At 43.3% G+C, this 19,646-nt stretch carries 20 protein-coding genes and 1 riboswitch; of the genes, 3 read left to right on the top strand and 17 right to left on the bottom strand.

Features of this window, described 5'->3' with window-relative positions; genetic code table 11:
* Positions 1-44: 44 nt before the first annotated feature.
* From QYB97_RS00230 to mutM, 9 genes are all read right to left on the bottom strand, one after another.
* A complete protein-coding gene (locus QYB97_RS00230; RefSeq protein ID WP_301163950.1) occupies positions 45-785 on the bottom strand; it encodes a 5-oxoprolinase subunit PxpA in 741 nt (246 codons plus the stop codon).
* Positions 786-965: 180 nt separating this feature from the next.
* On the bottom strand, positions 966-1,763 hold the full coding sequence (locus tag QYB97_RS00225) for a formate/nitrite transporter family protein (protein ID WP_301163949.1): 798 nt from the start codon (positions 1,761-1,763) through the stop codon (positions 966-968).
* Between the two features lie 165 nt (positions 1,764-1,928).
* A complete protein-coding gene (locus QYB97_RS00220) occupies positions 1,929-3,062 on the bottom strand; it encodes a Gfo/Idh/MocA family protein (RefSeq protein WP_301163948.1) in 1,134 nt (377 codons plus the stop codon).
* Between the two features lie 17 nt (positions 3,063-3,079).
* The gene (locus QYB97_RS00215) at positions 3,080-4,102 is read right to left on the bottom strand and encodes a Gfo/Idh/MocA family protein (RefSeq protein ID WP_301163947.1); all 1,023 of its coding nucleotides are present in this window, start codon (positions 4,100-4,102) and stop codon (positions 3,080-3,082) included.
* Between the two features lie 17 nt (positions 4,103-4,119).
* Positions 4,120-5,271, bottom strand: coding sequence for a GntR family transcriptional regulator (locus QYB97_RS00210; RefSeq protein WP_301163946.1), 1,152 nt, complete (start codon positions 5,269-5,271; stop codon positions 4,120-4,122).
* A 110-nt stretch (positions 5,272-5,381) separates the two neighbouring features.
* Positions 5,382-6,212, bottom strand: coding sequence for a carbohydrate ABC transporter permease (locus QYB97_RS00205; protein WP_301164883.1), 831 nt, complete (start codon positions 6,210-6,212; stop codon positions 5,382-5,384).
* 12 nt (positions 6,213-6,224) lie between these two features.
* Positions 6,225-7,067 carry a carbohydrate ABC transporter permease gene (locus QYB97_RS00200; protein ID WP_356948161.1) on the bottom strand — a complete coding sequence of 281 codons (843 nt, stop codon included), beginning with the start codon at positions 7,065-7,067 and terminating at the stop codon, positions 6,225-6,227.
* 114 nt (positions 7,068-7,181) lie between these two features.
* The gene (locus tag QYB97_RS00195) at positions 7,182-8,564 is read right to left on the bottom strand and encodes an extracellular solute-binding protein (RefSeq protein ID WP_301163945.1); all 1,383 of its coding nucleotides are present in this window, start codon (positions 8,562-8,564) and stop codon (positions 7,182-7,184) included.
* Between the two features lie 214 nt (positions 8,565-8,778).
* A complete protein-coding gene (mutM, locus tag QYB97_RS00190) occupies positions 8,779-9,588 on the bottom strand; it encodes a bifunctional DNA-formamidopyrimidine glycosylase/DNA-(apurinic or apyrimidinic site) lyase (RefSeq protein WP_301164881.1) in 810 nt (269 codons plus the stop codon).
* A 116-nt stretch (positions 9,589-9,704) separates the two neighbouring features.
* Here mutM and QYB97_RS00185 point away from each other — a divergent pair, with 116 nt between their 5' ends.
* Positions 9,705-10,061 carry a DUF2512 family protein gene (locus QYB97_RS00185; RefSeq protein ID WP_301163944.1) on the top strand — a complete coding sequence of 119 codons (357 nt, stop codon included), beginning with the start codon at positions 9,705-9,707 and terminating at the stop codon, positions 10,059-10,061.
* A 65-nt stretch (positions 10,062-10,126) separates the two neighbouring features.
* On the opposite strand, the gene QYB97_RS00180 is transcribed toward QYB97_RS00185, so the two are convergent.
* Together QYB97_RS00180 and QYB97_RS00175 are read right to left on the bottom strand one after the other, a co-directional pair.
* On the bottom strand, positions 10,127-11,326 hold the full coding sequence (locus QYB97_RS00180) for a phosphoglycerate dehydrogenase (protein WP_301163943.1): 1,200 nt from the start codon (positions 11,324-11,326) through the stop codon (positions 10,127-10,129).
* A 92-nt stretch (positions 11,327-11,418) separates the two neighbouring features.
* A riboswitch (ZMP/ZTP riboswitch) is annotated at positions 11,419-11,497 on the bottom strand.
* Positions 11,498-11,643: 146 nt separating this feature from the next.
* Positions 11,644-12,141: a metallophosphoesterase family protein gene (locus QYB97_RS00175; RefSeq protein WP_301163942.1), complete on the bottom strand. Its 498-nt coding sequence runs from the start codon at positions 12,139-12,141 to the stop codon at positions 11,644-11,646.
* 202 nt (positions 12,142-12,343) lie between these two features.
* Between QYB97_RS00175 and QYB97_RS00170 the strand changes: the two genes are divergently transcribed.
* Both QYB97_RS00170 and putP read left to right on the top strand, forming a co-directional pair.
* Positions 12,344-13,732 carry a peptide MFS transporter gene (locus QYB97_RS00170; protein WP_301163941.1) on the top strand — a complete coding sequence of 463 codons (1,389 nt, stop codon included), beginning with the start codon at positions 12,344-12,346 and terminating at the stop codon, positions 13,730-13,732.
* 307 nt (positions 13,733-14,039) lie between these two features.
* Complete coding sequence (gene putP, locus QYB97_RS00165) at positions 14,040-15,533, top strand: sodium/proline symporter PutP (protein ID WP_301163940.1); 1,494 nt, start codon at positions 14,040-14,042, stop codon at positions 15,531-15,533.
* 45 nt (positions 15,534-15,578) lie between these two features.
* Here the strand turns inward: putP and QYB97_RS00160 are convergent, their stop codons facing one another.
* From QYB97_RS00160 to QYB97_RS00135, 6 genes are all read right to left on the bottom strand, one after another.
* Entirely contained in the window at positions 15,579-15,764 is a 186-nt protein-coding gene (locus QYB97_RS00160) for a hypothetical protein (RefSeq protein ID WP_301163939.1), read from the bottom strand.
* A gap of 99 nt (positions 15,765-15,863) precedes the next feature.
* Positions 15,864-16,775 carry an oxygen-dependent tRNA uridine(34) hydroxylase TrhO gene (gene trhO, locus QYB97_RS00155; RefSeq protein WP_301163938.1) on the bottom strand — a complete coding sequence of 304 codons (912 nt, stop codon included), beginning with the start codon at positions 16,773-16,775 and terminating at the stop codon, positions 15,864-15,866.
* 98 nt (positions 16,776-16,873) lie between these two features.
* On the bottom strand, positions 16,874-17,344 hold the full coding sequence (locus QYB97_RS00150; protein WP_301163937.1) for a hypothetical protein: 471 nt from the start codon (positions 17,342-17,344) through the stop codon (positions 16,874-16,876).
* Positions 17,345-18,568 (bottom strand): DEAD/DEAH box helicase, encoded by a 1,224-nt coding sequence (locus QYB97_RS00145; RefSeq protein ID WP_301163936.1) that lies wholly within the window; start codon positions 18,566-18,568, stop codon positions 17,345-17,347. It lies immediately after the preceding gene.
* 5 nt (positions 18,569-18,573) lie between these two features.
* On the bottom strand, positions 18,574-19,101 hold the full coding sequence (locus tag QYB97_RS00140) for a hypothetical protein (protein ID WP_301163935.1): 528 nt from the start codon (positions 19,099-19,101) through the stop codon (positions 18,574-18,576).
* Between the two features lie 150 nt (positions 19,102-19,251).
* Positions 19,252-19,611, bottom strand: coding sequence for a YppE family protein (locus tag QYB97_RS00135; RefSeq protein WP_301163934.1), 360 nt, complete (start codon positions 19,609-19,611; stop codon positions 19,252-19,254).
* Positions 19,612-19,646 lie beyond the last annotated feature (35 nt).

The following is a 19,646-nucleotide window of genomic DNA, read 5'->3' as shown; positions in this document are numbered from 1 at the left end:
TAAGTAACGGACCTGTAATATAACGGCAAATAAAAAACCTTTGGCTATACCAAAAGTTTTTTACAAGAGCGTATACTCCAGCCTGCATGAACAAGTGTATTGCGGACCAGTTTCATAATATTTGCGGCTTCACGGGTATCGCTATGTACACACACAGTCTGCAGATCGCATGACTCCTGATCCAGCACCTTCATGACCGTTTCTGCAATTTTAAAAGGACTGCCGATCTCCTCTTCACACCAGCCAAATCTTTTTTCACCATTTACATCATATGGCCGGTCCGCATAATACTCATTCATCACCCTCAAGCCTGCCCCTTCAGCTCTTATGCTTAGTTCGGACCCTGGAAGCGCATAAACATCCAGTCCGGGGTTGAACGCCTGAATCGCCTCAATGGTTGCACAGCTAATTTCCTTCTGCTCAGAAGCCATCATATACAGTGATCCATGAAGTTTAATATGTGACATGGATAACCCTGCTATCGTCAGGAATCCATCCAGTGCCCCCATTTGATAGATAATATAATCATAGACTTCCTGCGCATCTGCTTTTATATCACGGGTACCAAATCCGATCCGGTCTGGAAATCCAACGTGAGCCCCAATGCGTACCCCATAAGAAGCGGCAAGATCAATGGTCTTTTTGATGACGTGTGGGTCCCCAGCATGAAAACCGCATGCGATATTGGCGGAACTGACGAAAGGCATCACGGCTTCATCTGATCCGTATCGGTAGATCCCAAAGCTTTCTCCAACATCACAATTTAAATCCATCTCTTTTTTCAAACGTCCTCATCCCCGTTTAGAAAATTTTCCTATGTTAACCTGAGCATATAGCAAATCATCTCTTAATTCATTTAATCTGTAAGATTTCCTAACACCTTTTCTTTTCATTATGTGAAATGCGTGTCAGATCTATAAAAAAAAAGAGCTCTCGCGATTCTGCGCAAGAGCTCTATGAAACAATCAGGAAACTTTTCTTGTTGCTTTATCCCTGCTATTTTTTTGGTAGGTATAGAAGTAAATGAACCCAACAAATACGGCTCCGCCAATAACGTTTCCAATAAAAGTAGGAATGACATTTGCGATGAAATCCATCCACGTGTAGTAGCCGGCAAAAATAGCCGCTGGAATGAGAAACATATTGGCGACCACGTGCTGAAAACCTATGGCAACAAATGCCATGATCGGAAACCAGATACCGAAAATCTTACCGACAGCATCATCTGCTCCATACGCCATCCAAATGGCCAGACATACGAGCCAGTTACAGCCGATCCCAGAAATTAACGTTTGAAAAAAAGATTCTTCCAGTTTACCCTGCGTAATGGCCAGCGTCTTGGCGAGAAAAGGCCCAGTTTCCGTCAGTCCAACTACATGTCCAAAAAAATAAGCCACAAACAGCGCCCCGATTAAATTGGCTATCGTGACAAAAACCCAATTCCTCAAAAGACCTTTCCATGTAATCTTCTTCGCATACAATGCCATTGGCACAGACATCATATTGCCCGTTATTAACTCACTTCCCGCAAGAACAACCAGAACAAGTCCGACCGGGAAAACGGCTGCCCCCAGAAAAGAGCCAAAGCTCCCCCATTCCTTCGGCAGGTTGCCACTGACCCGGATATCAAGCAAAAACCCAAGTGCGATGAAGGCTCCGCCCAAAAAACCAAGGATAAGGAGATTTATTGCCGGCGACCGCGCCTTGTCAATTCCTGCCTCAATGGCAATTTCACTAACTCTGCCCGGCTTGTTATATGCCATGGTGATGCCTCCCTGTTGATAGTTTATAAGCCAAACATAAATACTTGTATGTCTTAGAATTTAGCCCAATATCAGGAAGTATAAACATTTAAAGATCTTATGTAAACTAAAAATCTCCTATAAAAAAGCGGCAGAGGAATTTCCTGCCGCTTCAAAACTATTACCTTATTGAAGCACCTGATCTGTTCTTTCTCCATCGGGTACTCTCCTGCCATTATCGTCAAAATAAACGGCCTTGCCTGTTCTTGCCGATTCATATACTGCTTCCAAAATTTCCGTAACGACGAGCGCCTGCTCTGGTTTTACCACCGGCTCCGTATCATTCAGGAGGGAATGGATCCAAAGTCTGGCTTCATGGTCGGCATCACTTTCCTGATCAGCATCATAGAACGCGACTCCTTTTCCGTCAATTTGAACTTGATTGGTGTAAAGCTTGCCAAGATCTTCTCCATTGATCCGCAGGCCGTCATGCATATCAGCGCCTCCCTCTGTCCCGCATAACGTACAACGTGCTTCACCGGTGTGGAGGGTATTGAGCGCCCAGCTCGTCTCAAGCGAAATGGTGGCACCGTTCTTCATCGTAATCATTGCGAATGCAGAGTCCTCCACCGTGAATTTCTCAGGATCCCATGGGCCCCATGCATTGGCTGCATCTTTTTTCTTCCCTAATTTATGGAATGTTGTGCCAAGAACAGCTTGCGGTTCATAATTGTTCATCATCCACAGCGTCATATCAAGTGAATGAGTGCCGATATCAATAAGCGAGCCTCCTCCCTGTTTTTCTTCATCCAGAAAGACTCCCCATGTCGGCACTGCCCGGCGGCGAATGGCGTGGGCTCTCGCATAATAGATGTCTCCAAAGTCACCCCGATCGCACAGCTTGTGCAAATGCCAGCTGTCGGAACGGAACCGGTACTGATATCCGATCGTGAGCTTTTTCCCTGTCCGCTTCGCTGTTTCTACCATTCTTCTAGCGTCAGCCGATGTCTTGGCCATTGGTTTTTCACACATAACATGCTTGTCTGCTTCAAGTGAATCAATCGTAATTTCTGCGTGCGAGTGGTTGGGTGTGCAGACATGCACAACGTCCACATCTTCATTTTGAAGGAGCTCTTTGTAATCACTGTATACTTTTGCATCCGCGGTTCCAAAATCCCTGGCCGCTTTTACCGCTCTTTCTTTCTCAATATCGCAAAAAGCAATAAGCTCTGCTTCATCAATTTTTGAAAGACTCGGCATATGCTTTCCGTTGGCAATTCCGCCGCACCCGATGATTCCGATTCGAATTTTCTTAGACATTCGTTTTTCCCCCTTGATTAGTGATTAAATTGAACTTCCTTCATTTCTGAAACCAAAATTCTTCGTCCTTCTCGATTCGACTTTTCCGCTGCTTCATTGATAAGTGTCAGTTCACATACATCCTTTCTTGTAATGGTTGGTTTTTCATCTTTTACAATGGAAGCTGCCCACTGCTCCAGCGGCATGGGTAGTGCTTCAGGCAATTCATCAGGAATTACCCACCCATCTTTACCAGATGAACGGCTGTTCATCCGGACCTGGTTTTCCTCAATAAGCAAAGCTCCTTTTGTGCCGTACAGCTCCAGCTGAAACGGGCTGCATTCCGATAAAAATCCCGTTTCTATCGTCCCAAGAGCACCTGATTCGTATTGAATCAGCACGGTCGCATTCTCTTCCACCTCTCGTCCGCTGCTTTGCTGAAAGATGGAGGTCACAGATTTTGCTGAACCTGCCAGCCTGTTGGTCAAATAGATGGGATGTGCGCCAAGATCAATTAATGCCCCTCCACCGCACGCTTTCTTATCAAAGAAATGCTCAGGAAGCCATCCATGTTTGCTGCCGTCCGCCGGAACCGCCCCGTTATGAGCGAGCCGGCAGCGGACGGAGGTTAACTCACCGAGCATGCCCTGGTCCAGGGCATGCTGTGCATACAAATAATAATCGGACGTTAACCGTGGGAGAGAAACCATCAGCTTAATGCCGGCATTTTCAGCCGCATCATAAATTTCTTCACACTCTGCCGTCGTCAATGCCAGCACTTTTTCCGTAAACACATGCTTTTTATGCGCGATAGCAGCCAAAATCACTTCCCTGTGCCTATTGGTAGGCGTATTTACGATAACAGCATCAATCTCTGGATTTTTCAGTATGGCTTCCAGATCTTTTTCAAATGCCACTCCAAGTTCCTGTGCCCACTTCTCCCCTCTTTCCTCTTCCTCATCCCAAACCATTCGAATGGAAAGATACGGATTGTTTTTTGCTTCTCTAGCATAGTCATCGGCATGTACATGCCATCTGCTCAACATTGCAGCTTGTATCATAGATCATCACGCTCCGGTTAAAGTGGCTTGCCTGTTTGTTTTAAAGGCATCCTTTTGATTGAACACGTCGAATTTCCTTCAATGAGCTGTGCATCAAGAAATTCTTTTTTAATGGTACGGTTTCCATTCATCATTTCCACTAAACGGTTCATGGCCAATTTCCCCATCTTTTTTTCATTTTGACGCAAGTGTGTAAATTCCCATCCACTTAAATTGTTGTCGTACGCATCAAAGCAAAGGATGGACATATCCTCCGGAACGCGCAGACCGAGCTGTTCTGCCGCCCGTTTGGCCAGAACGGCTATATTATGCTCGAGCGCAAACAATGCGGTCATTTCCGGATGCTTTTTGATATGGCTCTTGATCATTTCGATGTCTTGATCGGGGGTGACATCCTTGCTGAAGGCAATAGGCAGCGACTTTTTTAAGTCGGAGCACCATAATTGCCTGTTTACGATTTTGTTTTGTTCTTCATAGGCTTGCAGTATGCCTGAAAAACGGTCTACAATTGTTGTTGTTTCAATGATGGAAGGCCCGAGAACGCCAATGTGCTCATGTCCCAATTGAAATAAGTATTTCATCCCTTGTTTGGCTGCTTTGATGTTGTCAGTGGATACAAAGGCAGCCCCAACTCCTTTAAACGTCCGGTCAATCAATACGAGAGGGTACTCCGCAATTATCATTTTTAAAATTTCCGTTCCATAATGCTCCGCCTGTGCCGGATAAAGGATTAGCCCGTCCACGCCATATTCAATGAGCTGTTTGATGGCCTCTGCCTCTTTTTCAACAGAGCCAAGCGTTCGTTTCAAGATCACGAAGCATCTCTCACCGGCCGCTTCTTCAATGCTCGAGATGACCTTTGAAACATAGCTGTCATCGAAATCTGTAATGACAAGCCCCACCAGATAAATCCCTTTACTGTTATTCGCAGCTTCGGGTTTTTCCACCAGATTTTCTTCAAGATCGGAAACGAACGTCCCTTTTCCGCGCTGACGGAAGACGAGCCCTTCGGTGACCAGCAGTTCAATGGCTTTTTTGCTTGTAATCCGGCTTACCTGAAACGAATCAGATAATTCTTTTTCGGAAGGAACGCGTTCACCTGCTGCGTATCTGCCGCTAATGATACTTTTTTTAATTGATTGATAGACTTGTTTGTATAAAGGCTCCATTAAACCACTCCAAAACCAGAAATATGTCTACGCGAATTTGGAAAACGCATACATATTTATTATAACGAAAAGGTCAGATCATTCTAACAACCATGCCTGTCTCTGTATAATTAGCCCTTGGAAGCTCCCCCCAGACTGAAGCCCTGCGACATAAACCGCTGAGCAAAGATATAAAGCACAATGGCCGGAAAGGTATACAGAATGGAGAAGGCCGCAAGCTTCCCGTACTCTACCATTCCAAAATTACCAAAAAATTGGTATATAGTTACCGAGGCCGGCAGCTTTTCAGGTGTCTGAATCAATATATAGGGCACAAAGAAATTGCCCCAGCTTCCTGAAAAAGTGAAGATGCCAACTGTACAAATTCCCGGAATCATCAATGGAGCAACAATCCGTTTGAGTCCTTGCCAAACCGATGCCCCATCAATCCATGCCGATTCTTCCAGCTCCAGCGGAACCGCATCCATAAAATTTTTCAGCATCCAGATGGCATACGGCAACCCGGCAGCTGTTAAAAAAAACATCGTTCCCCACAAGGAATCCTGAAGTTTCATATAAATAAAAAGCTGATAAACCGGAACCATGACTGCCGTTATTGGCAAGGAGGTCATAAATAAAATGGTGAACATAAACGGCTTCTTGTACCTGAGCTGATACCTGGAAAGAGGATAGGCGGCAAGACCGGCTACAAGGACAACCAGAAGCCCCTGCCCCATGGATAGCAGCAGCCCTATGATAAACGCACGAATATTTACCGGATCCGTTATAACACTCTTAAAGTTATCCAGTGTAAAAGCGGACGGCAGTTTAATTGAGGAGTTGGCATTGGGATCCACAGACGCGATCACCACCCAGAGCAGCGGAAGAAGGAACAGAACACCAATTACCGTTAAGATGCTGTATGGAAGCACTTTTTCAATCTTCATTGATTTTCTTTTCATCATTCTCCCCTCCTACACTTTCACTTTCATTGATTTTAAATACAGTACGCTTACAATCACTCCAATTAATAAAAGGATCAGAGAGATGGCTGTGCCGTATCCGAGCTGATAGTTTACAAAAGCCTGGTTGTACATAAAAATAGGCAGTGTTTGCGTTGCTGTTCCAGGACCTCCGCCCGTCATTGCGTATATCAATGTAAATACACCCAGCGTTTGAAGAGTGACCAGGATCATATTGGTGACCACTGATCCTTTAATCATGGGCAGCACAATCTTGTAAAGCACCTGAAACCTTGAAGCACCATCCACCACTGCCGCCTCTTCAATGCTTTTTGGCACATCATCCAGTGCCGCCTGGAAAACCAGCATGGAAAAAGCCGTTCCGTGCCAAATATTCGCAATGATGACACTGGCCATTGGAAACGTGAAAAGCCAGGCAATTGGTTTAAAGCCCACTTGTTGAAGCAGAGCATTCAATGTTCCGCTGTCATTTAAAAAGGCCACCCAGCAGAATGCGACCACAATCTCTGGTGTTACCCAGCCGGCTATGATGATAATTCCTATTACCCGGCGAAATGCGGGATTCTTTTCTTTCATCAAAAGAGCAAGAATAAATCCAAGCACCTGCTGGCCGATAATAGCCGAAAACAGTAAATATATGACGGTCTTCATCACACTGATGCGAAAGTTGGGATCTTGGAACATGTTCATGAAGTTGCTGAATCCTATAAACTGTGTGGCTTGTGCTTCACTGCCTGTCAGCGATAAATTGGTAAATGCAAAATAAAAGGTTAAAAGTATCGGTCCGATAAAGAAAACAAGCAGCAACAACCAGGCCGGCAGCAGAAAGAGGATGGAAGCCCATACCGTCCGGTTTTGCCTTTTGCGGGAGGAAGATCCTCCATCAACCGCAGTTGACGGAGAAATCACAGGGTTTGCGTCCAAAGAAATCACTCCTTTCCATACAAGTTAACGTTCAATCACCTTGTCTTTGCCCACGACGCGAGTTACGTTTTTCTTGTAGTTTTCAACCGCCTGTTTCGGTGACAGCTTATCTGTTACGACATCTTCAACCGTCGACTGGATGACCGTTGAAACAGATGGGTACTTGTCAACAGAAGGCCTGAAATGAGTGTTCTTTAAAAACTCTGATCCTTCCTTAAACATTGGCAGATCCAAATATTCCTTTTCTTTAGAAACATCCTCACGAGGTGACAAATTGTTTTCTTTCAGCAGCAGTTTAAGGTTGTTTTCTTTAGTGGAGACAAATTTAATGAATTCCCATGATAAATCCTTGTTATCCGATTTTTTCGGAATGGAGAACGCCCAGCCGCCCGACATGGAAGTCGTTCCCGGGGCTTGTCCTTTTTGTGTAGGCATTGCTGCATAGCCGAGTGTATCAAACGCCTCTGGCCATGGAGCCGGTCCGTCTTTGCGATAGTTTCCAGCCTGCCAGATGCCGTCAAGGCCAATTCCGATTTTTCCTTTTGGCATGAGCTGTGTATAAGCAATGGTTCCTCCCTGTCCATTGAGAACCTGGGATAAATTCGGTCCAAGCTTTTCTTTATAAATGGTATCAATGAAGGTGTACGTATCGAGAAGGCCGGGACTGTTCACAATCCATTTTTGTTTGTCCTTATCGTATAAAGGATCTTCTGTGCCGTAGAGCAGCATTTCAAATGTCTGCATGGAGGTCGCTTCGCCTGTTGCTTTCCCTGAATTCATCCACATCGGAATCACATCAGGTGACTTCTTTTTAATCGTTCGCGCAGCAGTCAATATATCATCCCATGACTTTGGTTCCCACGGGACGGGCAATCCTGCTTTTTTAAATACATCCTTGTTGTACCACAGGCCGCGTGAATCCGTGTTAAAAGGCACACCATACGTCTTACCGTCCTGTGCTTTTACACCGTTTTTAACATTATCAATATAGTGGTCCCATTCATCCCATCCGTCGATCCTCTTGTCCAGCGGTTCAAGATAGCCTGCGCTTGCATCCGAATTCACCATAAAGGTATCTTCTGTCACAATATCAGGCGCCGATTGATTGGATTTGAGCATCAGCGCCACTTTGGCAAAATAGTCACCCTCTGAAGCGCTGATCGGCGATAACTTGATATTTGCTTTTGGATGCTCTTTTTTGAACGCTGGGATGATATCGTTATTCAACCATTGTGTGAGCCCTTTATTGGTTCCTCCCCCATCCCGGAACGTAATGCTGATGGTGTTTTTGTCACCTGCTGTTTTGTTGCCTGAAGCCGAATCACTGTCCGAACAAGCCGAGCTGAATAGGACACTTCCCGCGATCACTGAAACAGCCGCAAGTTTTTTATAGTTTTTTACTTTCATTACAACCCCTCCTCAAAATTAATGGAAATGTATGTATGGAGATTCTTGGAGGCCGAATGACAGCGCTTTCAATACTTTTAAAAATCACCCTTTCTGAATTTTCTGTAAATATCTATATCAATAACTTAAATGATATAGATGATATATGTCAACATATTATTTAACAAAAAAAGAAGACATTTTTGTCTCCTTCTCCTTTTGAATGCTATTCGGATTATTTTTGACACTCCGGACAGGCAAATGATTTTCTGGAAGCAATCTCTATTTTTTGAATGGTAGTACCGCAACGTCTGCAAGGCTCGCCTTCTCTGTCATAAACCAACAGGTGCTGGTTGTATCCACCCGTTTTCCGGTCTTCCCTGTAAGCAGGATTCTCCATGTAACCACCATATTCAATGCCGCGCGTAAGAACAGGTTGAATAGCCAAGAAAAGCTCGTTAACTTGTTGGGAATTCAGTTCAAACACTTTTCTTTCCGGCTGCAGACGGGCCGTCCAGCAGATTTCATCTGAATAGCAATTTCCAATCCCCGCGATAAACTTTTGGTCTATCAGCACTGATTTCAGCGTTCCTTTTTTCCTGCTTAATCGCTGTTTGAAAGTGTCTACTGTAAGATTGGGATTCAACGGCTCTGGACCGAGATCATCCAGTTTATCTTTCAACTGAGCCGCTGTCAGTAAATGAAGGTAGCCCAGTCTTAGTCCAATAAAGTAAAGTTTTCGATCGCCAAAAGACATAATCACTTGCTTCGTTCTGTCCGGACTGTCATTCTCATTTCCAATGTACATCCTTCCACCAAGCATTAGGTGAAGAAGCAGAACATTCCCGTTATTCAACTGAAAAATGAGATGCTTGGCCCGCCTTCTGATTTCGGTAACCATCGCTCCTTTGACCTGGCCAGTGAAAACCGGTGGTTCAAGATTGATTGATTTTTCACGGTTAACCTCCACCTCCGTAATGACCCTTCCTTTTATTTGATTGGATAAAATGGTTCTGTAGGTTTCCATTTCAGGCAATTCCGGCATCATTCATACCTCCTGTACCCTGTTTTTTGAACTTTAGTATGCGCCACATTTCTATCATTTTAGACATGAAATTTTCGATGGCTGGTTACAATACAGGGAAGAACAGGAGGTACAGCATGATCAGTCTGATTATTAAACTTATAGCGATTCCCGTTGTGTTAATTGTTTCCGCCTTTTTCTTTCCGGGTGTCCATTTTGAAGATTATTGGCAAATTGCCGTTGTCGCCATAACTCTCGCAGTTCTTGGTGTGCCGCTCGAGTATTTTGTGTTAAGAAAAGGAGCATTTTGGCTCAGTGTTCTGATTGATGTGTTGGTTTCCTGGATCCTTGTTTACTATGCCTCCAATTTCCAATGGGAGGCTTCCATGACATGGTACGGGGCATTTCTGACAAGCCTGTTGCTTGGTGTTCTGGAATATGTAACCCATCGTTTTCTTTTGGAAACCCACAGGGCTCATAGCGAACCTGTCTAACCTAAATAAAAAGGCCGCCATTCACAATTAGGAATGGCGGTCTTTATGTGTGCAAAACAAATTCATTAAATTACCCGTGTTTTCACAATGCCCTCAATGTTTCTAATTTTTTCTTCTAACCCCGGGATCACGTCTCCGTTTACCTTATTGTCAATATCAACAATGGTATACGCGTACCCTCCACGGCTCCTGTTCACCATATCAGCAATATTTAACTCATAGCTGGATAGAGCCTGAGTAATTTGACCCACCATGTTGGGCACATTCTCATGGAACGCAGCCACCCGAAGCTTGCCGGTATAGGGTAAAGAAGCGTTTGGAAAGTTAACCGAGTTTCTGATATTCCCGGTTTCCAAAAACTCCTTGACTTGGCGGGTGGCCATAATCGCACAGTTTTCTTCCGATTCTTTTGTTGATGCACCCAGATGCGGAATAGACACCGCATTCTTCATTTTCAGCACGTTTTCGTTTGGAAAATCTGTAATATAGCGGCCTACCGTACCGTCTTCAAGTGCAGCCAGCATATCCTCTTCGTTCACAAGCTCACCGCGTGAGAAGTTCAGGATATGCACGCCGGGTTTCATTTCGTTAAATGCCTTTTTATTGAACATTCCTTTTGTGTCAGGTGTATAAGGAACGTGAACCGTTATATAGTCACACTCTGCGTAAAGCTGCTCCATCGTCATGGCCCGCTGAACATTTCTGGACAGGTTCCAGGCCGTGTCAACCGAAATAAAAGGATCAAAACCGATAACGTCCATATCCAGATCGAGTGCATCATTGGCCACGAGTGCACCAATTGCCCCCAAACCGATGACGCCAAGTGTCTTTCCTTTAATTTCTTTTCCTACAAATTGCTTTTTCCCTGCTTCAACCAGCTTGGGAATTTGATCTCCTTCTTCTTCAAGGGTTTTTGTCCAGGCAATACCTGCAAACAGGTTGCGGGAAGACGCCATCAGTGTCGTGAGGACCATTTCTTTTACAGCATTGGCATTCGCACCAGGAGTGTTGAAAACAACAATCCCCTTTTCTGTGCATTGATCGACCGGAATATTGTTGACCCCTGCGCCCGCACGCGCGATGGCTTTTAATTCATCACCGAATGGAAGAGCATGCATATTAAAGCTTCGTACAACAATGGCATCGGGATTTTCACTTTCATTATCAATTTTATAAACCCCGTTGCTGAATACCTTCAATCCGCTCTCAGCGATATTGTTCAAGGTTTTGATGGTCTTTACTTTTTCCAATGCAGTTGTGGTCATTTAGGTTCTCTCCTCTTTTTTAATGGGTTTTCTGTCTCGCATCTTTGCCAGGTTGGCAAATAAACGAAAAGAGGCAAGGGAAAAAATCCCCTTACCTCTGCCCAGGCGAACGGCAACGACACTATGTGCTCCCTCGCGGTGATCCGCGTTTCGCCAGTTACACATAGTCTTTAGATTTTGTCTCATTCTATCAGACTTTCCAGTACGCTTCAACACTTATTTAGGAAAAATTCTGTTAATATTCATTTTAATCCAAGACAATCCCAGAATTTGAATAATCAATTAAAATTAAGTATACTAAATAATAGTTAATAATATTAATTTTTATCATCGTAAAATACATGGTTGGCAATCAGCTGGTCATCAATAGTTAAAATTCCATGAGAAAATTGTTTTTCTCTCCTCTTATCAGTTGGAGAACCGGGATTAAATAGGAGAACTCCATCTTTCCGGTAATTTTTCGGGATATGAGAATGACCAAAAATAATACAGTCTACTTCTGTATCATTAAATGCCGCTATTGCCCTTTTTTCTGTTGTTTGCTTTGTTCCATGTCCATGAACCACACCTATAGTAAATTGTTCTATTTTCAACAAAAACCTCTCGTTGAATAGCTCTTTCATTTCTGGTCCATCAACGTTGCCAGTCACTCCTTCAACCGGGGCATATTGCTGCAGTTGATGAAGCACTTCAGGTGATTGCCAGTCACCTGCATGTATAATCAGATCGGCTGTATTGAGATCGGCGATTAGTCTTTCAGGCAGTTTTTTGGCCTTTTTGGGCATATGCGTGTCAGATAATACAACAATTTTCATAGAAAAAATACACCTCTTTTTCTTTTATGATTCTTTTGTCACGGGTCTTAAATCCCGGCAATAGCAAGGAAAACGTTTTATATTTAGATAATTCAATATTTTCATAATTAAATTATAATAATATTTACCTATAATTTTCATTGACTACTAAATATTTAGTAAATTAAAATATTAATAGTTTAAACATATTGGAGGCATCAAGATGGAAGCAACAGTTAAAGTGGAGCAGGATATTCAGCTCCAGTCAAAAAAGAAACATCCTCCTGGCCTGTACCTGCTCTTCTTCACCGAAATGTGGGAAAGGTTCAGTTATTATGGCATGAGAGCAATTCTCGTTCTTTATTTAACAAAATCGCTGATTAGCGGCGGACTCGGAATGAGTGAAGGCCTTGCACTAAGTATTTACGGATTCTTCACCGGTGCTGTTTATTTTACTCCCCTGATCGGAGGATATTTAACAGACCGTTTCTTAGGAAAAAGGCTTGCTATCACCATTGGCGGTGTAACGATGGCACTCGGTAACTTTGTATTGTTTGCCAACCAGAGCCATATCGCCTTTTACATTGGTCTTGCACTATTGATTATCGGGAATGGTTTCTTTAAGCCAAACATTTCTACACTTGTTGGAGACCTATACCCTCAAAGCGATGCACGTAAAGATGCTGCATTTACCATTTTCTATATGGGAATCAACATCGGGGCCTTTTTCTCTCCATTAATTGTTGGTTTCCTCGCTGAAGATTACTTTAAGACGACGGTAAATGGAGTTGAGCACTTTGGATTCAAATTCGGATTCCTTGCAGCTGCGATCGGTATGATTGTCGGACAGCTTCTGTTCAACCTTCTTGGAAACAAGTATCTGGGAGACATCGGGAAGAAGCCCGTTGGCGTTTCACAGAATTCGATCAGTTCAGAAGAGAAAAAGAAACCTCTTACCAAAGCTGAAAAAAGCCGCATTAAAGTTATCTTTATTCTCACATTCTTTGTTATTTTCTTTATGGCTGGCTTTGAACAGGCCGGCAGCTCATTAACCCTTTACACAGACAAGTTTATTGACCGTACCGTATTTGGATGGACAGTGCCAACTTCATGGTTCCAGTCATTGAACCCTCTGTTTATTGTCATCTTTGCACCTATTCTTTCCATACTATGGGTGAAATTATCTAAAACAAAGCGTGGCGATTTGGCTACACCGACCAAAATGGCAACAGGTATGATCTTGCTTGGTGCCGGATTTGCCGTTCTTATCCCTGCACTTCTTCAAACAGGAACAGGCGATTCTTCTGCTGTTAAGGCAAACATGATTTTTATGGTTCTTACTTACTTCCTTCATACAATCGGGGAGCTTTGTCTGCAGCCTGTAGGTTTGTCCATGGTAAGTAAGCTTGCCCCTGTTAAGCTGGCTTCCCTTTTAATGGGTGTTTGGCTTGCCGGATCAGGATTTGCCAATATTCTTGCCGGACAATTGGCTTCCACTACTGAGTCACTTGGGTATTTCGAAGTGTTCATGATAATCGGCGGTGTAACCATCCTTCTTGGTTTGGTCCTGTTGGGGCTATCCAAGAAATTGGTGAAAATGTCTGCTCAATAATTAATTTTACAAGAGGATTCTTGGTCAATTTTTAACGGGCCAGGGTCCTCTTTTTTTGCAGAAATAGACTGACTGAAAATTTTAAATTGTTTTACTTTCAATTCCGCTTAATTCCCTCCAATCCCTTGCCCTGTCTGCATTCTACGTGATTTATGCGATGTGCTGCGTTCCGCCCGTGACTTGAAGGGATGTAAAGTTTTTGTTAGGTTAGTTAACCGTAAGCACTTTCTTTGTGGAAAAACCTGCAGCTGCTCAAAAAAAGAAAAAGACCAGCTGCAAAATAAAAACTAAAAAAAGGGGAGATTTGGTGCAAATTGGTGTTATCATTTCGCTGGCTATCTATATGGCCGGCATGTTGGGTATTGGATATTGGGCGTACAAGAAAACGTCCGATCTGTCAGATTACATGCTTGGAGGGAGAGGCCTCGGACCCGCGGTAACTGCCCTGTCAGCAGGAGCTTCAGACATGAGCGGATGGATGCTTATGGGTGTACCCGGCGCCATGTATGCTTCCGGCCTATCAAGTATTTGGATTGCTGTAGGATTATTGGTTGGAGCCTATTTAAACTATCTTATCCTTGCTCCACGCTTGCGTACCTACACTGAGGTAGCGAATGATTCCATTACTATTCCTGACTTTTTGGAAAATCGTTTTAACGACAAAGCCAGGATTTTACGATTCGTTTCAGCCATTGTTATCATGGTTTTCTTTACTTTCTATGCTTCTGCCGGATTGGTGTCAGGCGGACGATTGTTTGAGAGTTCCTTTAACCTTGATTACAAAGTGGGATTATTCGTTACCGTCGGCGTAGTGGTTGCTTACACGTTATTTGGAGGATTCCTGGCGGTAAGCTGGACCGACTTTGTACAGGGCATTATCATGTTTATCGCCCTTGTACTTGTGCCGATTGTTGCCTTTACAGACGTAGGCGGTGTACAATCAACCATTGATACCGTAAAACAAATGGATGCCACAAAGTTTGATTTGTTTAAAGGAACGTCGGCAATTGGCCTTATTTCCATGCTTGCCTGGGGGCTTGGATATTTCGGACAGCCTCACATTATTGTCCGCTTTATGGCCATCACCAACATCAAAGATTTGAAGGTTGCCCGCCGCATCGGTATGGGCTGGATGGCCATTTCTCTGTTTGGTGCCGTCCTTACCGGCTTAGTAGGGATTGCATGGTTCCATAAATCAGGCGTTAGTTTAAATGATCCGGAAACAGTATTCATCAAGTTTTCCACAATTTTGTTTCACCCGCTGATTACCGGTTTCCTGCTCGCTGCGATTTTGGCTGCGATCATGAGCACGATTTCGTCTCAGCTGCTCGTAACTTCCAGCGCGATGACAGAAGACTTTTATAAAGCCTTTTTCCGTCGCGAGGCATCTGACAAGGAACTGGTTACCATTGGACGTATGGCTGTATTGCTGGTGGCTGTTATTGCGACCATTCTTGCGTACCATCCAAACGATACCATCCTCTCTCTTGTAGGCTATGCCTGGGCAGGTTTTGGTTCAGCATTTGGACCTGCCATACTGCTAAGTCTTTACTGGAAACGGATGACCAAATGGGGAGCACTTGCCGGAATGATCGTAGGTGCCGTAACTGTAATTACCTGGGTGCAGTTCCCTGGCTTAAAAGAGCAAGTATATGAAATGATTCCAGGTTTCTTCCTCAGTCTTATCGCTGTTATTGTAGTAAGTTTGCTGACGAAATCACCAACAAACAAAGTCCAAAACACATTTGCTGACATGGAAGAAACATTGACGGAAGAAGTAAACAACATGAAAAGTGTATAAAAGCCAGAAAAAACGAGGCAGCTCTGTGCTGCCTCGTTTTTGCATTTAGTGCTTATTTTGAAGATTATATTCCCTCATTTTTTCTTCTGCCTCTTCCGCCTTTTTCAACTCACGTTCATGAAGCTGTTTAAGGAACTTGACGGTCATCCACGCTAGGATCACGAAAATAATAAAAATAAATACAGCAGGCAGCAGTTCCAGTTTATTTTCCGGCATTTCTACATCAATCATAAACTACACACCTTCCATGATGTCTCTAGTATCTATTATACACCTGAGACTTCGTGCTAAAAAAGCATCCTTTTAACCAAAGGATGCTTTTTTTCATCGTTATGATTGAGCAGCGGTTTTTTCCGTTACATACCTGTTCCGTTCTTGATCTCTGCAATCCGTGCTGCAGGCCCTTTTATGCTCATGCTCGCAAGGCTCGCACATGAGCAGATGTTTATTGCATTCGGGATTTCCGCATTTCACATAACGTTCTTCCGGGTTGCCGCAATGATAGCATTTGCCGACTACCTTTTCCGTTCCTGCACGGTTAACCTGAACAGAAGTTCTTTCATCAAATACATAGCACTTCCCGTCCCACAGATCGCCTTTCACTTCAGGATCATAACCATATGAAATGATGCCGCCTTGGAGCTGGGAAACATTTTGAAGTCCCTCTTTTAACAAGAATCCAGAAAACTTTTCGCAGCGTATTCCTCCAGTGCAATATGTCAGCACCTTTTTATCTTTAAATTGATCAAGGTTTTCCCTGACCCACTCAGGAAGATCCCTGAAATTCTCGATATCCGGCCGGATGGCTCCCTTAAAATGTCCAAGGTCATATTCATACGTATTTCTTGCATCGAGGATCACCACATCCTCCTGCTGCAGCGCTTCATAAAATTCTTTGGGTGTGAGATGCTTTCCTGTAAGCTCATTCGGGTTCACATCATCTTCCAGGCTCAAATTAACTATTTCCTTTTTGAGACGGACCTTCATTTTTTTGAACGCATGAGTATCCGATTCTTCTATTTTGTAAACCATATCTTGAAAACGCTCGTCTTGTTTCATATGGTTCATATATTCAGTGGTTTGCTCGATTGTTCCGGAGACCGTCCCATTGATCCCTTCCTTTGCCACCCATATCCGGCCTTTTAAGCCAATGGATTTGCAGAATTCCAGATGTGAGGAGACAAACTCCTCCGGATCTTCAATTGCGATATATTTATAAAACAGCAATACCTGATAGTTCACTTATTTTCACTCCAATTGCTTAGTTTCAACTCAACTATCATACCAAATTTGATTCTCATAAAAAAGGACCTGTGCTCTTTGCACAGGACCTTTCCGGATTAAGCTACCCCTTCGTCCTTGAAACCCTGGGAAACAGCTTTATAATGATGTTCAAGGGAAATTCTTTTGATTTTATTGAAAAAATCATCAGGAAGATCATGGACAAGCGCACTGGCAATCTTCCATGCCTGAACTTCAACAAGCAGCTCAATTTTTTTGCGTTTGAATTCATCTTCTGTTGCGTCATATAATTCAACGAGCTTCTGCAAATATGGATCTGTAGCATGTCCTGCTTCATGAGCAAAAATCACACTTGCGTACTCTACAAAAACATCCTCGCCTGGAAACATCCACCCGCATTGTGACTGAATTTCTTCAAGATACAATGTGATGGATTGTTCACCCGCATTATATTTGCCTCCAATATTCCGGTTAAGCGGGCATTTGGCTTCAATATGAATCTCCACCGAAATATTGAACGTTTCAACCATATGATTTATCTTTTGTATTAATCTTTCATTTACCAGCAATTACTTCCCCTTCTTTTTCGTAAAATTACCGCTTCGCTGGGGTGTTGATTTCTTTGGGCTTCTTTTTTGGGCGGACTTCTGCTGAATTTGCGAAGCAAGCAACAACTGGTCCTGCTTAATGACTGCCCTCTCGGCAGGCAAATTGAGCTTTTTTGCCCATTTTAACAACACATTTTCCTCTCTCTCGGTGACCAGCGAAATGACGGTTCCTTTTTGTCCCGCTCTTCCTGTTCTTCCCGAACGGTGTAAGAATTGTTTTTCGGAATCGGCGAGATCAAAATGTATCACATGTGTTAATCCGCTAATATCAAGTCCTCTGGCAGCAAGGTCTGTAGAAAGAAGCAGCGCATGGCTGCTCGAACGAAATTCTCTCATTACCTTTTGCCGCTCATGTTTAGTTGCTTGTCCGGACAATATGCCAACGGTAATGCCGCGGTATGCAAACTTGGCGGCGATCTCATCAAGTTTTAAATTGTCACCAAAGAAGACGATCGCTTTCATGTTCGAATGGTGTCGAATTATGCGCCTCAGGTTATCTATTTTATCACGTCTTTCAGAAATTAGGTAGATATTTGCAATCGACTCTGTCGAACCCGAATCACGGTTAATTTTGATGAAATGGGGATCGTTCATCCACTCTTTAGCGATCTCTTCTGACTTGTTTGAAATGGTTGCGGAGACAAAAACTAGCTGGCGGTCCTTCATCGTCCCTTTAACAATATTCTGAACTTCATCCATTAATTCCATATCATAAACAATGTCTGCTTCATCAACGACAATTGTTTTGACCTCGTGAAGCTTCACTTTTTTATTTTTATAAAGTTCAAGGATTCTTCCAGGGGTGCCAACTATGTACTGTGGTTTTTTCTTGAGCTTGTCCACCTGCCGCTGCACATTTACACCGCCGATTAAAGTCGTCCCTGTAATATTGCTTCCCTTCGCGTATTCCTGAAGGACCGAATGAATCTGCATTACCAGTTCTTTGGTTGGGGCCATCACGACGGCCTGAAGCTGCGTGGATGAGCTGTCAATTTTCTCAAGTAATGGCAGACTATAAGCCAGCGTCTTCCCTGTCCCTGTCGGTGATTCGACCACGAGATCCTTGCCCTCCAGCATAAACGGCAGCATTTCTTCCTGAACCGGTGTTAAGGAATCGAAAGCCGCTTTTTTCCAATTTTCCTGCAGATAAGGCTGTAATTCTTGAATCGGTGTGTTTGTAGCCATAATGATTAATGTTCCCCTTTAATTAGTATTCGTTCGGCAGCTATAAGGATCCGGTCTAAATAATCCTCAAACTGTTCACTGTTTTCTTCATGCAGCTTGCGATGAATGATAATATCTATTTGATTCTGATAGCTTCCCCTCGGCAGCCCATAAATATAGGAAAGTGTTTGTGAAACCTCTCCATCCGTTTTCCACAATTTCCTCATAGCCTCACCGGTTCTGGAACATTCAGCTTCAATATCCTGTACGGTGGTGTAGAAAGTAACAGAGAACGTGCATCCCGTTTTGTCGGTTTCCCTTTCCATTATTTCATCAGCAAGGTCTTCTAAACCTGCTTTTAATTCGATTTTTGCTCGGACGTCCTTTTCTTTTTTGCCGTTTAACATAACCTCGATTTGGTAAGTCCTGCTCATTGAAGCCAAGTCAACAAGGTCTTTTCGGCCGCTTACTTTTAAAACTCCTTCAAAATCAAGATCATAAATCATTCCCTCAAGAATAATTTTCAAGTTTTCATAGATGGTTGGATCAAACATGTAATGGCCCTTTCTTTTAACACTTTTTTATTACGGTATGTGAAATTATTTTGTTTAAGATCGTTGATTTATTTCATTTTACCCAATTCCTCCCGCCAGTGCTAATTTCTGACGGGCAAAATAAAAAAAGACGGTAACAGTTTCCGTCTTTTATGAATGCAGCCTCTCCAGCAAAGTACTCAGGACGTAATCAATCGATTTGATCATTTCGGTAAATCGTTTTTCCCTGGTGTCGAGCTGGAAGGCAAATACCGCAATAAAGTTCAAATTATCAAACGTATCATTTATCTGTGGCAGATGGACATACTTTGGACGGTTGTTTTCTACCCACTTTAGCGCAAGGGGCTTCCATTCCTCTGTTAAAGACCGGATTTCGTCGGCAAAAGGCTTTACCTGGCCATAAAAGTCCACTTCATATCCTTCTTTTTTTGTTTCGGTAAGATATTGGTCCATTGCTGCCCTGGTTTTATCCAGCAGCACTTGAGTAAGTTGAATAAGACGTTGTTCCATACGTTATGAATTCACTCCTGACCTCTCTATCCTAT

This window comes from Fictibacillus fluitans (genome assembly GCF_030418125.1).
GTDB classification, from domain to species: Bacteria; Bacillota; Bacilli; order Bacillales; family Fictibacillaceae; genus Fictibacillus_C; species Fictibacillus_C fluitans.
This window is presented reverse-complemented; position numbering and strand designations above follow the sequence as displayed.

Excerpts from the sequence above, each read along its gene's own strand:
- QYB97_RS00225 (WP_301163949.1), bottom strand. The coding sequence starts at position 1,763 with ATGGCATATAACAAGCCGGGCAGAGTTAGTGAAATTGCCATTGAGGCA.
- QYB97_RS00220 (WP_301163948.1), bottom strand. The coding sequence starts at position 3,062 with ATGTCTAAGAAAATTCGAATCGGAATCATCGGGTGCGGCGGAATTGCC.
- QYB97_RS00215 (WP_301163947.1), bottom strand. The coding sequence starts at position 4,102 with ATGATACAAGCTGCAATGTTGAGCAGATGGCATGTACATGCCGATGAC.
- QYB97_RS00210 (WP_301163946.1), bottom strand. The coding sequence starts at position 5,271 with ATGGAGCCTTTATACAAACAAGTCTATCAATCAATTAAAAAAAGTATC.
- QYB97_RS00205 (WP_301164883.1), bottom strand. The coding sequence starts at position 6,212 with ATGAAAAGAAAATCAATGAAGATTGAAAAAGTGCTTCCATACAGCATC.
- QYB97_RS00195 (WP_301163945.1), bottom strand. The coding sequence starts at position 8,564 with ATGAAAGTAAAAAACTATAAAAAACTTGCGGCTGTTTCAGTGATCGCG.
- mutM (WP_301164881.1), bottom strand. The coding sequence starts at position 9,588 with ATGCCGGAATTGCCTGAAATGGAAACCTACAGAACCATTTTATCCAAT.
- QYB97_RS00185 (WP_301163944.1), top strand. The coding sequence starts at position 9,705 with ATGATCAGTCTGATTATTAAACTTATAGCGATTCCCGTTGTGTTAATT.
- QYB97_RS00180 (WP_301163943.1), bottom strand. The coding sequence starts at position 11,326 with ATGACCACAACTGCATTGGAAAAAGTAAAGACCATCAAAACCTTGAAC.
- QYB97_RS00175 (WP_301163942.1), bottom strand. The coding sequence starts at position 12,141 with ATGAAAATTGTTGTATTATCTGACACGCATATGCCCAAAAAGGCCAAA.
- QYB97_RS00170 (WP_301163941.1), top strand. The coding sequence starts at position 12,344 with ATGGAAGCAACAGTTAAAGTGGAGCAGGATATTCAGCTCCAGTCAAAA.
- QYB97_RS00160 (WP_301163939.1), bottom strand. The coding sequence starts at position 15,764 with ATGATTGATGTAGAAATGCCGGAAAATAAACTGGAACTGCTGCCTGCT.
- QYB97_RS00145 (WP_301163936.1), bottom strand. The coding sequence starts at position 18,568 with ATGGCTACAAACACACCGATTCAAGAATTACAGCCTTATCTGCAGGAA.
- QYB97_RS00140 (WP_301163935.1), bottom strand. The coding sequence starts at position 19,101 with ATGTTTGATCCAACCATCTATGAAAACTTGAAAATTATTCTTGAGGGA.
- QYB97_RS00135 (WP_301163934.1), bottom strand. The coding sequence starts at position 19,611 with ATGGAACAACGTCTTATTCAACTTACTCAAGTGCTGCTGGATAAAACC.